Origin of the sequence: Baekduia sp. (genome assembly GCF_035685985.1) — a bacterium.
Classification (GTDB): domain Bacteria; phylum Actinomycetota; class Thermoleophilia; order Solirubrobacterales; family Solirubrobacteraceae; genus Baekduia.
Window position 1 is genome coordinate 206,477 of the sequence record NZ_DASRZV010000033.1, and the last position, 14,169, is coordinate 220,645.

Consider the following 14,169-nt stretch of genomic DNA (forward strand, 5'->3'; position numbering starts at 1 on the left):
ACCGGCTATTGCAGGTGCTTCAGCGCCTGCGCCAACACCGCGTCGGGCGGTTGGGTGGCGTCCAGCACCACATATCGGTCCGTTGCGGCCTCCGCGAGCGCGTCGTAGGCGGCGACCACGCGGGCGAAGAACGCCGCGCCCGCGCGCTCCAGCCGGTCGCGCCCGCCGCTCAGGCGCGCCGCGCCGACCGACGGCGGCACGCGCAGGTAGAACGTCAGGTCCGCGGTCAGGCCGCCGGTCGCGAACGCGTTCAGCGCGGCGATCTCCCCGACGCCCAGCTCGCGCCCCGCGCCCTGGTAGGCCAGCGACGAGTCGACGTAGCGATCCAACACCACCGTCTTGCCCGCCGCCAGCAGCGGCGCCAGCTTCTCGGCCACCAGCTGCGCCCGCGCGGCCGCGAACAGCAGCGCCTCGGCGCGCGGGTCGACGTCCAGCGCCGGATCGGCGACCAGCGCGCGGACCCGCTCCGACAGCGCCGCGCCGCCCGGCTCGCGCAACACCACCACCTCGGGTCGCGCCGCCGCCAGCCCGGCCGCGAGCGTGGTCTTGCCCGCGCCGTCGATCCCCTCGACCGCGATCAGCGTCATGAGCGCGTGACAGTACCCTGACGACGCCGCCATGCTCGCCGTCGTCCAACGCCATCCGCACGCCCGCTCGGTCCTCGACGCGGCGATCCCGCCGCAGGGCCACCCGTCGCACGCCTACCTCTTCCACGGGCCGGCCGGCGCGGGCAAGCGCGAGGCCGCGCGCGCGTTCGCGGCCGAGCTGCTGGCCGAGGGCGCGAGCGACCCGGAGAACGCGCGCCGGCGGGCGATCGAGGGCGTCCATCCCGACCTCACCTGGGTCACCCCGAGCGGCGCCGCCGAGATGCTCGTCGGCGACATCGAGGAGCCGGTGATCGGCGCCGCGTCGCGCACCCCGTTCGAGGCCCGTCGCCGCGTCTTCGTCATCGAGGGCGCCGACACGATGAACGACCAGGCGGCCAACAAGATGCTCAAGACGCTTGAGGAGCCGCCGCCGTTCGCGCACCTCGTGCTGTTGACCAACAAGCTCGGGAACATGCTCCCGACGATCCTCTCCCGCTGCCAGCTCGTGCGCTTCGAGGCCGCGACGCCGCGGGAGCTGAGCGATCGCCTCCAGGGCAAGCACGGCGTCCCGCCGCTGACCGCCGACGCCTGCGCGCGCCTCGCGCTCGGCGACGCGACCCGCGCGATCGCGCTCGCGCTGGCCGAGGGGCCCGCGCTGCGCGACGCCTCCGAGAAGTTCGCCCGCGCGGCGCTGCACCACACGGTCGGCGCCGACCGCCCGCACACGGCGATCCTCGACCTCGCGCGCGTCCGCGGGGACATCGCCGCGACCGCGGTCGCCGAGCAGGTCGCGGCCGACGCCGAGCTGCTGCCCGACCGCGAGGCCAGGCGCGTCAAGCGCGAGGGGGAGACGCTCGGCAAGCGCGCCCACCGCCGCGCGCACGCCGCGACGCTCGACCACGCGCTGCAGCTGGTCGGCCTCTACCTGCGCGACGTCGCGGTCGTCAAGGACGGCGCGCCCGAGCTGGTCCACCACACCGACCGCGCCCAGCAGGTCGCCAAGGACGCCGAGACGACGGCCGCCTCGTCGCACCGGCTGCGCGACGCGGTCGCCCTGGTCGAGGAGGCGCGCACGATGCAGATCCTCAACCCGTCCGAGGAGCTGGCCCTGGAGGCGCTGGCCTCCAAGACGCAGCGCGTGCTGTCCTAGCCGGCGTCAGCCGTTCAGCGCGCCGGTCGCGACCAGCGTCAGCACCACGACGCCGAGCACGATCCGGTAGACGACGAAGATCGTCACCGGGTGCCGGGCCAGGTACTTCAACAACCACGCGATCGACGCGTAGCCGACGATGAACGCGAAGATCGTGGCGATGATCGTCGGGACCGCGCCCGCGCCGCCGCCGCTGCCGACGTCCTTCAGCTCGAACAGGCCCGACAGCACGACCGCCGGGACGCTGAGCAGGAACGAGTAGCGCGCGGCCGCCTCGCGGGTGAGGCCGAGGAACAGGCCGGCCGAGATCGTCGAGCCCGACCGCGACACGCCCGGCACCAGCGCGCAGGCCTGCGCGCAGCCGATCAGGATGCCGTCGCGCATCGTCAGCGACGCGACCTCGCGCCGCTTGCGGCCGACGCGCTCGGCGATCTCCAGGATGACGCCGAGCACGATCATCGCGATGCCGATCAGCACGAGCTGGCGGGCGTCGGTCTCGATCTTGTCCTTGAGCGCGAGGCCGAGGATCGAGATCGGGATCGTGCCGACGATCAGGTACCAGCCCAGGCGCGCGTCGAGCGTCCCGCGGGCCCGCGGGTCGCGCAGCGAGCGCAGCCACGCGCGCGCGATGTTCCACAGGTCCTGGCGGAAGTAGAGGAGCACCGCCGCCATCGTGCCGAGCTGCACCACCGCGGTGAACGCGGTGCCCGGGTCGTGCCAGCCGGCGAAGGCCGGGACGAGGCGCAGGTGCGCGGTGGAGGAGATCGGCAGGAACTCGGTCAGCCCCTGCACGATCCCCAGGATGATGGCCTGGAGTGCGTCCATGGTCGGCGGGGCAGGCTAGTCGACGCGGCCTGCTCGGCGATGTCCGGCTCGACGTCCGTTCAGGTTGTCGCCAGGTCGCCGAGCGCGGGCGTCAACCCGTACAGGTCGAAGGCGCGGAAGCGGTGGAAGAGCGGGTGGTCGGGTCCGTGGAAGTCCGCGGAGCCGGTCGTGATCAGGCCCCGGTCGCGCGCCGCGCGGTAGGCGATCTCGGTCTGCGCGCGGGTGTGGGTGACGTAGAAGGCCTCGACGCCGTCGAGGCCTTCGCCGGAGAACCGCTCGACGGCGGCGACGACCTCGTCGGGGTCCTCGACGTCCCAGAACGGGTGCGCCCAGACCGCCAGGCCGCCGGCGGCGTGGATGGCCTCGATGGCCTCGGCGACCGTCGGCGTGGTGCGGCGGCGGTAGGCCGGCGCGCCGGGGATCAGGTAGGCCTCCAGCAGCTTGCCGAAGTCCGCCAGGCCCTCGGTGGCGATGCGCGCGGCGTTGTCGGGGTGGTCGAACGCGGCCCGCGCGAGGTGCGGGCGGCCGATCGGCAGGCCCGCGGCGCGCTTGCGGTCCAGGACCGTCGTGTCGAGCGCGAAGCCGCAGTCGTCGCGCAGCGCGGCGGCCATGCGGTCGGCGCGGGCGGCCCGGTCGGCGCGAAAGCGCTCCAGCGTGTCCAGGAACGCGGGGTCGGTGTGGTCGACGCCGTAGCCGCAGACGTGCAGGTCCTCGTGGTCGCCGTCGATCGACGACAGCTCGGTGGCCGGGACGAGCCGCAGGCCCGGGTGGTCGCGCGCGGCGCCGAGGGCCTCGGCGACGCCGTCGACCGTGTCGTGGTCGGTCAGCGCGAGCAGCTCGACGCCGGCGGCCGCGGCGCGCGCGACGACCTCGCGCGGCGGCAGCGTGCCGTCGGAGAACGTCGAGTGCGACTGGAGGTCGAAGGTGGGGGCGGCCACGGCTCCGCGCGAACGCTAGTCGCGCCGAGGTCGTTAGGGCGCTAACGAGTTTTGTTAGCCTGCTAACGACCTGATGACCGCCGCCACCGACGCCGTCGCTGCCGACGACGCCCAGCTCGCCGCGTTCGCGCAGGCCTTCGACGACTTCGTCCGCGCCGCCAAGCGCGCCCGCGTGCGCGTCGAGCCCGACGCGGTCCTGACGCCGTCCCAGCACGACCTGCTGTGCCCGCTGCTCGACGGCGCCCTCGGGCTGCGCGAGCTGGCGCGGACCGCCGGCGTGAGCGCGCCGACCGCGACGCGGATGATCGACGGCCTCCAGGAGCGCGAGCTGGTCACGCGCGACCGCGCCGCCGACGACCGCCGCGCGGTCCGGATCGCGCTGACGGCCGCCGGGCGCGACGCGCTGAAGCGCCACCGCACGCGCCAGCTGGCGCGGCGCCGGGCGCTGTTCGCGCAGCTGTCGCCGGGCGAGCGGCGCGCCGCCGCGAAGGTGCTGTCGCGGCTGGCGGCGGCCTACGAGGAACTCGAGGAGACGCAGTGAGCAAGGGCTTGCCCAAGGACGTCCGGCCGATCGCGATCGTCGTCGTGATCGGCGCCATCATGTCGATCCTGGACGCGACGATCGTCAACGTCGCGCTGCAGACGCTGCGGGACGACCTGGACGTCTCGCTGGCCACGATCCAGTGGGTCAGCACCGGCTACCTGTTGGCCTTGGCCGCGGTGATCCCGCTGACCGGCTGGATGGCCGAGCGCTTCGGCCCGCGCCGCGTGTGGATGACCGCGGTCGCGTCGTTCGTGGCGACGAGCGCGCTGTGCGGGATCGCCTGGTCGGCCGGGACGCTGATCGGCTTCCGCGTCCTGCAGGGGCTGGCCGGCGGCATGATCATGCCGATCGGGATGATCACGCTCGCCCAGGCCGCGGGGCCGAAGCGGATGGGGCGCGTGATGAGCGTCATCGGCGTGCCGATGCTGATGGGGCCGGTGATCGGGCCGGTGATCGGCGGGTTGTTGGTGGACAACCTGTCGTGGCGCTGGATCTTCTTCGTCAACGTGCCGGTCGGCGCCGTCGGCCTTGTGCTGGCCTATAAGTTGCTCCCGCGCGGCCGGGCCGCGGGGCGCGCGTCGGAGGCGGGGCACGAGACGCCGCCGCTGGACAAGATCGGGCTGGCGCTGCTGCCGGTCGGCGTCGCGTCGGTGGTGTTCGGCCTGAGCGAGGTCGGGACGCACCGGACGCTGGCGACGATCAGCGCCTGGCTGCCGATCGTGGTCGGCGTCGTGCTCGTCGCCGCGTTCGTGGTGCGCGCGCTGCGGATCGAGCATCCGCTGGTCGAGGTGCGGCTGTTCGCGGGGCGCGGCTTCAGCGCCGCGGCGGCGACGACGTTTTTGATCGGCGGCGCGCTGTTCGGCTCGATGATCCTGCTGCCCTTGTACTACCAGGTGGTCCGCGGCCAGTCGCCGCTGCACGCCGGGTTGTTGATGGCCCCGCAGGGCGTGGGCACGGCGATCGGCATGAGCATCTCCGGGCGCCTGGCCGACCGCATCGGCCCGGGCCGGATCGTGCCGGTCGGCCTGCTGATCCTGGCGGCGGGCACGGTGCCCTACGCGGTGATCGGCGGCGACACGTCCTACGGCGTGTTGATGGGGTCGCTGGTCGTGCGTGGCCTCGGCCTGGGCGCGACGATGATGCCGGCGATGGCCGCCGCCTACGCGACGCTCGACAGCGCCGCGCAGGTGCCGCGCGCGACGCCGATGCTGAACGTCCTGCAGCGCGTCGGCGGCTCGCTGGGCGTGGCCGTGTTGACGGTGGTGTTGGAGAACTCGCTGGAGTCGAACGTCGGGTCGGTCGCGGGCGGCGGGGGCGCCGACGGCGCGGTCGGCGGGACGCTGCCCGCGGCGGTGCGCGAGCGCTTCGCCGACCCGCTGGGCGCCGCGTTCGCCAACGCCTACACGTGGTCGCTGCTGGGGATCCTGCTGGCGCTCGTCCCGGCGCTGCTGCTGATGCGCGAGGAGCGCCGGGCGCGGCGCGCGGAGGCCGCCGCGGCCGCGGCCGAAGGCGATGCCGCGGCGGGGGCCGAGGCGCCCGTGGCGGCCTGAGCGACGACCGCGGCGACGACCTCCGGGTCGAACTGGGTCCCGGCGCAGCGGCGCAGCTCGGCGAGGGCCGCTCGGAGGGGTCGCGCGCGCCGGTAGGGGCGGTCGGAGGTCATCGCGTGCAGGGCGTCGCAGACGGCGACGATGCGGGACGCCAAGGGAATGGCCTTGCCTTGGAGCCCGTCGGGGTAGCCGGCGCCGTCGTGGCGCTCGTGGACGGCACGGACGAGCGGCGCGACGCCGGCCAGCAGCGGGATGCGCCTGAGGAGGGCGTCGCCGATCGCGGAGTGCTCCTCGATCTCCTCCAGCTCGTCGGGCGTGAGCCGGCCAGGCTTGGTGAGGATCTCGGAGCGCACGCCGATCTTGCCGATGTCGTGCAGGAGCGCGCAGTAGCGCAGGGAGCGCAGCTCGGCCTCGTCGAGGCGGAGCGCGCGACCGGTCCGCAACGCCAGGGCGGCGACCTCGTCGGCGTGGTCGGCGGTGTAGGCGTCCTTGGTCTCCAGGACGTCGGCGAGGATCCCGAGCGTGGAGGCGAAGGAGGACTCCAGCTCGCTCGTGAGCCGAGCGCGGTGCAGCGCGGCGCCGACCTGGGCGGCGACCGCGTCGGCCAGCAGGAGGTCGTCGTCGCCGAAGGCGTGGGTGGCGAGCTGCTCGAGGTTCAGGACGCCCCAGATGGCGCCGTCGACGTGGATCGGGAGCGACAGCTCCGAGCCGGGGTCCGAGCGCGGGTCGCGGCGCAGGTAGTCCGGATCTTGGGCCGTATCCGGGATGACCGCCGGCCGGCCCGTCCGCGCGACACGGCCGTTGACGCCTTCATGAAGGGGTTGCTCGTGGGCGAGGAAGTCGGGCGAGGCGGCCAGCGGCCCGGCGGCGGCGACGACCCGGAGCACGCGGTGCTCGTCGTCGAGCCGTTGGATGACCGCGAGGAAGAACCCGAAGGCCCGATGCAGCTCGTCCACCGCCGTCCGCGCGATCGCCTGCGGGTCGTCCAGCGGCGCGAGCTTGGTGGCCAGCCGGGCGGCGACGGCCAGCCGGGAGCGGGTGAGAGCCTGCGACGAACCATCCCTGAACGGCATACGTCCAAGCATTCGGCACACCACGCCGAGATCTGTCCGGACACCCGGTCCAAACCGCGCCACCACACCGTCGAGTCAGACCCAGAACGCCAACTGTCACGATCTCCCGTCGCAAAGGCCCCACGAACCGTCCTTCATCGCTAGCATCTGCCTCCGTCAGTGCCGACGTAGCTCAGCTGGTAGAGCACTTCACTCGTAATGAAGGGGTCATGGGTTCGAGTCCCATCGTCGGCTTCGGCAGGGAGTCGCTGCAAATGCGCTGAATTCGCACCCGACCGAGGGTGCCGCGCAACCCGCTGACCCCCGGTTGTTGGGGCAGAACGGGGTCCCAGGGAGTCCCTTCGAGGTCTGTCCCGGCTGCTCGCGTCTGAGATTGGGCGAGGGTGTTTCGCCTTCTCATTCGACTAGGGAAGGGATGACACAGCTCGAACTGCCCTTCGACGATGAGACCTCGCCAGAGGCGTCATCGCCGGGATACCTCACGATCGCCGAGGCCGCCGAGCGGGTCCGGTGCCATGAGCGAACGATCCGCCGGGCGATCGACCGCGGCGCGCTGCGTGCCGGGCGCGTCCGCGGCGCGAACGCCGCCCGTGGCGCGTTCCGGATCCGCCCGGCGGACCTGGACCGCTGGCTGTTCTCCGACGATGATGGCGAGGCGCCATGACCGTCGCCTCTGATGCGCGCAAGCCGCGCGTCGAGCTGCGCCGTCGGCGTCGCACCGACGGCTCGATCTCGACGACGCCGACCGTGCGCTGGACGGATCAGGCCGGCGCCCGCCGGCGGCTGAGCTTCGACACGTTCGAGGAGGCCGACCTGGAGCGGGCGCGTCTTGCGCTGGAGCTGGCCCAGCACGGGACGATCGGCGGCGCGGTCAAGGACAACACCTTGGCCGCGCTGTGGCCGACCTACCGCGCCGACGCCGTCGCGCGGCTGGCCCGGGCGACGATCGTCAGCTACGACCGCTGCTGGGCCCGCCACCTCGCGCCACGCTTCGGCGACATGGCGCTGGACGAGATCACGCCGCGGTCGGTCGCGCAGTGGCGGGCCGACATGTTGGCCAACGGGATCGGCCGCGAGACCGTGCGTCGAGCGATGGTGTTGTTGCAGGCCATGTTCACGCTCGGTGTCGAATGGGGTGAAGCCGAGCGCAATCCGGTCTCGGTCGTGCGCAAGCCGCGCCAGGGGCGGACGCGCGCGATCGAGGTCCTCGACCCAGCGACCGTCGAGCGGCTACGACGTGCGCTCCTCGCGGACGGCGACCACTTCTCCGCCACGCTGGTGAGCGTCCTCGCCTACGCCGGCGTCCGGCCAGGCGAAGGCATAGCACTTGAGCGACGGCACATCCGCGAGGACACCATCCTGGTCGAGCAGGCGGTCTCCTACGGGTCGCTGAAGATGCAGAAGACCGGCCGCGTCTACCGGACCGTCGACCTCCTGCCCGAGCTTCGCGCCGACATCATGACCTGGTGCGACATGAAGGACATCACCCAACGCGACGCACCTCTCTTCGGGCGGGCGGACGGCGGATGGATGACACCCGACGACTGGAAGAACTGGCGCCGCCGTCGCTTCAACGCAACGACCGAGGCAATCGACCTCGGCCGCCCACGCCCCTACGACCTCCGCCACTCCTTCGCCTCGCTGATGATCCGCGACGGCAACACCTCGATCGTCGAGCTCGCCGAGCAACTCGGCCACTCCCCGACCGAGACGCTGAAGACCTACGCGCACGTCTTCGCCGAACACCGGCGCCAGCCACGCGTGCCGGCGAGCGACCTCATCCGAGCGGCTCGGTCGGCATCCTGACCCGAGCGTCGCCGCGTTACTCGGCGGACACGTTCGGACCGGAGGGGGGAGAGTTTCCCTTCGCCCCGCCCTAAAGAGGTCAGGAGAGGTCCCTCTCCACAATTGAAAAGCGCCCCCGCGCCGCTCACACGGCCGGGGGCATGGCCCAAGGAGCGTCAACTCCATGAGCAATTCGCACGCTATCCATCTGCGTGATCGCGAGGCTGCGCGATGAAGGTCACCGGAAGCGGCAGCCCCGCCTACCTGACCGTTCGCTTCCGCGAGCGCGAGATCCCCGGCCTCGAAGTCGAGCTTCGCGAGCGCCTGCGAGACGCCGAGGCAGCCGTCCGCGACGCCACCGACCTCGAACGCGTCGACCGCCGGACGCCCGATGAGGTGTTGGGCGCGACCCGACGCCTCCTCGATCAGCTCGCGGACCCCGATCGACACGAAGGCGACCGAGTGATCGTGACCGGACCGACATGGCTCCTCGGCACCGAGATCGTCCTCGCGACGATCACCGCCGTCGACCGCTTCCGTGACATCGTCCATCACTTCGTCGATGAGGTCGACGGCGATCCGCGCCTCCTGCGCGAGGCACTGGCAGCTGCCAACGCCTGGTGCGAGACGTTGATGGGCTACGAGCACGCTGAAACGTTCGGCCTCGGGGACTGACCCTGAGCACTGGCCGGCGCCCAATCGAGGGTGCCGGCCAACCGGGTGTCGGAGGTCAATCTGAGGCCGTTGGCCAGCGTCTCCGCACCCAGTGCAAGTGTGTGCGCCGGTCCTGGTGGCTTGGGAACCGCGGGCTCCGAAGGGCGGGGCGCCGCCTGCGGTCTGCAAGCGCCGAGGCGCTCGGTACGGTGACGCGAGATGCCGGGTCCGATGTCGCTGCTGCGGTCAGTCGAGGTGGAGGTCGTCGAGGAGCCGCAGCGGCTGTATCGGGTGAGCCGTGCTCGGGACGACGAGCGGTTCGGCGAAGCGTTCCTGTCGCACTACGAGCAGGGGCGACCGCCTCGAGGTCCAGAGGATCGCGCCGCGGTGATCCACATGGCGCTGTCGATGTTCGATTCAGCGGACGTTGCCGCCCAACTCGCCCGTCGTGTGCCGAAGCTCGGCGGCCACGTCGCGGCGATCGATCTCCTACCGGACCTCGGCCTCTGCGTTGCAAAGACCGGCGGCCCCGCCCACTGGTCCGTTTGGGGTCGCCCTCTTCAGCTCGCAACCTGCGTGACCGATGTTGTGGAAGCCACCGGCTGAGCCCTATCCTGCTCCAAGAGACGCGATGACGTACTCGATCTTCGACAGCACCGGCAACCTCCTCGACGCGTTCACCGACCGCGCCGCCGCCCTCGACTGCCTCGCCGGCATCGCCCAGGCCGAACCCGAGTCCGCATCCGAGGTCTTCCTCACCGCGCAGGACGACGATGGCAACATGGTCGGCGAGACCGTCTACGCCTCGTCGGTCTCAGTGCCCGCTTAGCGCCGCTCAGACTGTGTCGCCTAGGGGCCGACCGGGATGGTGGCGCCCGGCGCTCGATAGTTCTTCAAGGCCGCGTGGTTGAGCACGTCCGCGGTGAAGACACGGAGCATCCGACTTACCTCATCGTGGAGCGTCTCGAAGTCCGCCAGCGACACATCGAGGTATTCGCCATGTGCGACGTGGTTTCGAGTCTCCACCATGCGCTGGTCAATGAGTTGCTTTTGGAGTTCGTAGGGCTGATAGTCGAGACCTAGCCGATCGACTATGTCGCGAAGAACCGCAGAGCTCAGATTCGACTCTGTGCGGACGTGACCTTGGCCGACTAGCCGCGCTCGTGTTGACAGATCGGCTTGGAGGAACTCAGCGAACGCAACGTGGAGACCAACCGACTTCGCCTCGATTAGATCGCTAATGCGCACCTTCAGCGCAAGCGCCAGAAACGGAGCACTCAACTGATCGTGTGCCAAGCGCTGCTGGCCCACAAAGTCGATGTACATCTCGGCAACGCGCTTAATCCATCCTTCCCAGTGTGCGTACAGCAGCGCGACGCCGGATCGCAGTGCCGTAGGCTGGAGCGGAGTTCGCGCGGCCCGCGCCTGACTGAGCACGGTTGACAGCTCGCGTTTGCGCCACGCGGTTTCGCGATCGATCGCGTCCTCGAACTCTTGGAGGCTGCGCAGCTTCACGGCTTGAAGAGTTCTTTGCCCCGAGGGATCGTCTTCGGGATTCGACCCGAGGCTCTAATCCCGCTTCCGGAATTGTTGCGGAACTCTGCGTCAGACCACAGCTGACGCGAGCGCTTCACAAGCTCGTCATTTCTGGCGTCTGCATTCATCGCGAGCCACTCATCGAGGTGTGTATTCACACCGATCGTGATTGCCTCGAAGGCTGACACCGAGAACCCTCCGCGCGTTCTGCCGCTTGCTGCGTCATAGCGACGGAATGCTTGGTCACTGAGCGCCTCATCGAGAAGAGTGAACGTCTGCTCGAAGGAGTGGGTCTCCGCATCTCGATCGTAGGACTCGTCCCGGGCGAACCCTCGAGAACGCCGGTCTAGGAAGTCCTTCATATCGCCGACGCCGCGGAGCTGTTCAGTCGTTGAGTCCTTGAGCGAGAGGAAGCGGATCACGAGTTCGGCGTCGTACCGCTCGTCCTTCGCGCGATCCGAAACCGCGACCGTGTTCTGGAACGCCGACGTTGCCTGAAGCGTGGTCAGCCATCGGTAGAACTCTGGGTTCTCCATGATGAGAAGGCAGTTGCGCACCTCTTGGTCCGACAACTGAGAACCGCCCGTGTTGAGACGCTGGAACAGGTCGAACTTCGCGTCTTCGTCGCTCTCCCGATTCACGATCTTGATGTCGATCGCGGCTCTTTTGATGAGACGCTGGTGCTCGGGGGATAGACCGTTGTGACTGGCGTCGGCCTCCCATCGGAGGCCCGCAAGTGATGGCAGGTACTCGGTTGCCTCTAAGACGCTTGGCGGCTTCGAGCTGCCGTCCTCGTCCTTCAGGACTCCGACGAACTCAAAGATCGTGCTGAGGCGCTGAAGCCCGTCAATGACATCCCACACGCCGTCCTGGCGTTGATGGACGAATACGGACGGAATCGGAATCCCGAGGAGAAGAGATTCGATGAACCGCGACTTCTGAGCGTCGCTCCAGCGGAAGAACCGCTGGAACTCAGGGTGGATGTCGAGATCGCCGTCGCGATAAACGTTGAGCATCTCGCCGACGGACATCGGATAACCCTCTGTGTGGATCTCTCGACGACGCTGGTCAATCTCTTCTTTGAGGTCCATAGGACGGCAGCGTACCTTCCCGATCGGTGTGACTCCTTCTGCGGTCGCCGCTCGACCGCAGTGGGCTGAGCGCATTCGCCTTTCGTCTTGATAGCGGAAGGAGCGAGGCGAAGACATCGCGATTGGCCGAGCTGAGCTCGCCGGCGACCTGAGCGTGGTTCTTCGACACATCGGGTCGCCTCCGACCGCCAGCAGCCCGAGTGACCGCATGCAGCGGGCGCGCCACTATCCGGCGTCGAGCGGAAAGCCTTCGTCCGCAACCCGCCGGCCCGAGATGATGTCGGGGTATAGCGCGCTGCCGGCGGCGCGTCCCGGATAGCGGCGTGTAGTCAGGATGAGCGCGATCGACTCGGAGCGATAGGGCCAGCGGGCGACGCCGCCTTCGTATCGGATGTGCCACGGCACGGTTTCCGGGGCGACGTGCCCGACTTCGAGGGGGATGCTCGTCGGCTCGTACTTGAGGTGCAGCTCCGTGCCGTCGCCCTGCTGATGAATCAGCTCAATAGGCGAGTCCCATCCGAGCGTGCCGTCGCTGTCGCCGGCGCCGCCGAGAAAGGTGGCCCCAAACGGAGAGGCGATCGCGTCGAGCCGCTCCTGGTTGAGTCGCTGCTCGCGATCCTTGCCGGGGACGGCGCCGACCGGCACCCATGCGATCGCGAGTAGGCCGACCTTGGCGAGGAATGCCACCTCGTCGACCGCGGCCGCGTCATACCAGTCGTAGCCGCGGTGACCCCAGCGTTGGGTGATGGCGGGGACGATGGCAGCCGACGCGACGTACGCCGGGTCGCGGAGTTGGATCAACATGTCGTGCAACGACTGCATCCGCTCGCCGCTGGCCATGTCGTCTTCGACCTGGCGCTTCCACTCGATCGAGAACAAGACGGGTACCATGGCTGAACGCTAAGTTGTCGTCCGGCGGCAGAGGCGTCTCGGGTGCCGCAGCCCAATCTCAGGGGCCACATTGGGTCCCAAAGTCCGTTCCGCCCGGTTACACTCCATCCATGTCTAGTCCGCAAAGCCTTGAGCTTTGCAGCGACTTGACTGGCAACGACACAACTCCTTCAACTACTGAGCGCATCCGAGTGGCGCTCGCAATGAAGGGGTCGCACTACCCCGCGCCGTAGGCCTCCAAGAACCGCGCCACCAGCGGCGCCGCCACCGCGCCGCCTGAGCGGCCGCGCTCGACCAGCACCGCGACCGCCAGGTCGCCGCGGGCCGCGATGAACCAGGCGTGGGTCGGGGGTGGGTCGCCGGCGCCGAACTCGGCGGTGCCGGACTTCCCGATGACGTCGCCGGCCGCGCCGGCCAGGGCCGAGGCGCCGGTGCCGTGGGTGATGACGCCGCGCATGAGCGAGCGGAGGGGAGCGAGCTCGGAGGAGGGGAGGGGAGGGCCGGTCACCGAGCGGTCGTCGGCGAGCAGCCTCGGGGAGCGCCGGCGGCCGTCGGCGACGGTCGCGGCGACGGAGGCCATGGCCAGCGGGGTCGCGGTGATGCGGTCCTGGCCGATCATGGCGGCGGCGTGGGCCACGGCGCCTTGCGGCGCCGGGACGCGGGAGCGGGCGATGGCCGCGCGCGTGGATCCAGCCGCGCTGGCCGGGCGCCAGGGCGGCGGCGAGGCGCTGGGACGCGGACGGGATCGCGGTCGCGATCGACGTCAGGTCGGCCACGACCCCGACGCCCGCGTGCCGATCTCCTCGATCGCCAAGGTCGCGCTGCTCGTCGCCTTCCACCGCCTGGCCGACGCGCGCGAGCTGGACCCGACCGCCCAGCGGACGATCGCCGCCGAGGGCCGGACGCTCGGCTTCACCGGCCTGTCGGTCCTCCGACCCGGCCACGCTGAGCCTGCGCGACCTCGCGCTGCTCATGATCACCGTCAGCGACAACGCCGCCGCCGACGTGCTCTTCGATGCGGTCGGGGTCGACCGCGTGACCGTCGAGATGGGCGCGCTCGGCCTGCCCGGGATCGCCGTCCGCCAGACGCTGCGCGACATGTTCATCATGTTGCGCGAGGACACCGGCGGCGCCAGCCCCCGCCGACGCGGCGGCGCGCGTCGGCGACCCGCGGAGCCTGCGCTTCCTGGATCCCGACCAGACCTCCAGCGCCTCGCCCCGCGACCTCACGGCGCTGCTGGCCGCGATCTGGCGCGACGAGGCGGCCTCACCGCGGGCCTGCGCGGAGATGCGCCGCGTGCTCTCGCTGCAGGTCTGGCCCCACCGGCTCGCGTCCGGCTTCCCGTCCGACGACGTGCGCGTGAGCGGCAAGACCGCGACGCTGCCGACCATGCGCCACGAAGTTGGGGTGGTCGAGTACCCGGACGGCGGCCGCTACGCCGTCGCGTGCTCACCCAGACCGGCTCGCCCGCGCCCACGCAGCCGCGCGCGGACGCGGCGATCGGCACCGCCGGCCGGACGGCGGTCGAGCTGCTGCGCGAGCGC

Annotated in this window: 15 protein-coding genes, 1 tRNA gene and 3 pseudogenes; 11 read left to right on the forward strand and 8 right to left on the reverse strand. The window is 70.7% G+C overall.

The window, feature by feature from the left end; translation table 11 throughout:
• Positions 1-5: 5 nt before the first annotated feature.
• Positions 6-587 carry a dTMP kinase gene (tmk, locus tag VFG42_RS22395; protein WP_324911043.1) on the reverse strand — a complete coding sequence of 194 codons (582 nt, stop codon included), beginning with the start codon at positions 585-587 and terminating at the stop codon, positions 6-8.
• A 31-nt stretch (positions 588-618) separates the two neighbouring features.
• Here tmk and VFG42_RS22400 point away from each other — a divergent pair, with 31 nt between their 5' ends.
• Complete coding sequence (locus VFG42_RS22400; protein WP_324911044.1) at positions 619-1,737, forward strand: hypothetical protein; 1,119 nt, start codon at positions 619-621, stop codon at positions 1,735-1,737.
• Between the two features lie 6 nt (positions 1,738-1,743).
• Here VFG42_RS22400 and VFG42_RS22405 read toward each other — a convergent pair whose 3' ends face one another.
• Positions 1,744-2,562, reverse strand: a complete 819-nt coding sequence (locus VFG42_RS22405; protein ID WP_324911045.1) for an undecaprenyl-diphosphate phosphatase — start codon at positions 2,560-2,562, stop codon at positions 1,744-1,746.
• Between the two features lie 59 nt (positions 2,563-2,621).
• Entirely contained in the window at positions 2,622-3,500 is an 879-nt protein-coding gene (locus VFG42_RS22410; RefSeq protein ID WP_324911046.1) for a PHP domain-containing protein, read from the reverse strand.
• 73 nt (positions 3,501-3,573) lie between these two features.
• On the opposite strand from VFG42_RS22410, the gene VFG42_RS22415 reads away from it, so the two are divergent.
• Both VFG42_RS22415 and VFG42_RS22420 read left to right on the forward strand, forming a co-directional pair.
• Positions 3,574-4,041 carry a MarR family winged helix-turn-helix transcriptional regulator gene (locus VFG42_RS22415; RefSeq protein WP_324911047.1) on the forward strand — a complete coding sequence of 156 codons (468 nt, stop codon included), beginning with the start codon at positions 3,574-3,576 and terminating at the stop codon, positions 4,039-4,041.
• Complete coding sequence (locus tag VFG42_RS22420) at positions 4,038-5,594, forward strand: DHA2 family efflux MFS transporter permease subunit (protein WP_324911048.1); 1,557 nt, start codon at positions 4,038-4,040, stop codon at positions 5,592-5,594. The genes VFG42_RS22415 and VFG42_RS22420 overlap by 4 nt, the downstream gene beginning before the upstream one ends.
• 29 nt (positions 5,595-5,623) lie before the next feature.
• On the opposite strand, the pseudogene VFG42_RS22425 reads toward VFG42_RS22420, so the two are convergent.
• Positions 5,624-6,679, reverse strand: a pseudogene (locus VFG42_RS22425) (HD domain-containing phosphohydrolase); the annotation flags it as partial.
• A 149-nt stretch (positions 6,680-6,828) separates the two neighbouring features.
• On the opposite strand from VFG42_RS22425, the gene VFG42_RS22430 reads away from it, so the two are divergent.
• From VFG42_RS22430 to VFG42_RS22455, 6 genes are all read left to right on the forward strand, one after another.
• Positions 6,829-6,901: transfer RNA gene (locus tag VFG42_RS22430), tRNA-Thr, on the forward strand.
• Between the two features lie 139 nt (positions 6,902-7,040).
• A complete protein-coding gene (locus VFG42_RS22435) occupies positions 7,041-7,331 on the forward strand; it encodes a helix-turn-helix domain-containing protein (protein ID WP_324911049.1) in 291 nt (96 codons plus the stop codon).
• Positions 7,328-8,473 carry a tyrosine-type recombinase/integrase gene (locus tag VFG42_RS22440; RefSeq protein ID WP_324911050.1) on the forward strand — a complete coding sequence of 382 codons (1,146 nt, stop codon included), beginning with the start codon at positions 7,328-7,330 and terminating at the stop codon, positions 8,471-8,473. The genes VFG42_RS22435 and VFG42_RS22440 overlap by 4 nt, the downstream gene beginning before the upstream one ends.
• A 210-nt stretch (positions 8,474-8,683) precedes the next feature.
• Positions 8,684-9,127 (forward strand): hypothetical protein, encoded by a 444-nt coding sequence (locus VFG42_RS22445; protein WP_324911051.1) that lies wholly within the window; start codon positions 8,684-8,686, stop codon positions 9,125-9,127.
• Between the two features lie 210 nt (positions 9,128-9,337).
• Entirely contained in the window at positions 9,338-9,712 is a 375-nt protein-coding gene (locus VFG42_RS22450) for a hypothetical protein (RefSeq protein ID WP_324911052.1), read from the forward strand.
• Between the two features lie 25 nt (positions 9,713-9,737).
• Positions 9,738-9,935, forward strand: a complete 198-nt coding sequence (locus VFG42_RS22455) for a hypothetical protein (RefSeq protein ID WP_324911053.1) — start codon at positions 9,738-9,740, stop codon at positions 9,933-9,935.
• A 20-nt stretch (positions 9,936-9,955) separates the two neighbouring features.
• On the opposite strand, the gene VFG42_RS22460 is transcribed toward VFG42_RS22455, so the two are convergent.
• The 4 genes from VFG42_RS22460 to VFG42_RS22475 form a co-directional block, all read right to left on the reverse strand.
• The gene (locus VFG42_RS22460) at positions 9,956-10,621 is read right to left on the reverse strand and encodes an MAE_28990/MAE_18760 family HEPN-like nuclease (protein ID WP_324911054.1); all 666 of its coding nucleotides are present in this window, start codon (positions 10,619-10,621) and stop codon (positions 9,956-9,958) included.
• Positions 10,618-11,733, reverse strand: coding sequence for a DUF262 domain-containing protein (locus VFG42_RS22465; RefSeq protein WP_324911055.1), 1,116 nt, complete (start codon positions 11,731-11,733; stop codon positions 10,618-10,620). Before VFG42_RS22465 ends, VFG42_RS22460 begins: the two co-directional genes overlap by 4 nt.
• A gap of 225 nt (positions 11,734-11,958) precedes the next feature.
• Positions 11,959-12,612: a hypothetical protein gene (locus VFG42_RS22470; RefSeq protein WP_324911056.1), complete on the reverse strand. Its 654-nt coding sequence runs from the start codon at positions 12,610-12,612 to the stop codon at positions 11,959-11,961.
• Positions 12,613-12,841: 229 nt separating this feature from the next.
• On the reverse strand, positions 12,842-13,243 hold the full coding sequence (locus VFG42_RS22475) for a penicillin-binding transpeptidase domain-containing protein (RefSeq protein ID WP_324911057.1): 402 nt from the start codon (positions 13,241-13,243) through the stop codon (positions 12,842-12,844).
• 52 nt (positions 13,244-13,295) lie between these two features.
• Between VFG42_RS22475 and VFG42_RS27570 the strand changes: the two are divergent.
• A pseudogene (locus VFG42_RS27570) lies at positions 13,296-13,665 on the forward strand (serine hydrolase); the annotation flags it as partial.
• A gap of 205 nt (positions 13,666-13,870) precedes the next feature.
• Positions 13,871-14,011 (forward strand): annotated as a pseudogene (locus VFG42_RS27575) (serine hydrolase); the annotation flags it as partial.
• Positions 14,012-14,169: the final 158 nt, after the last annotated feature.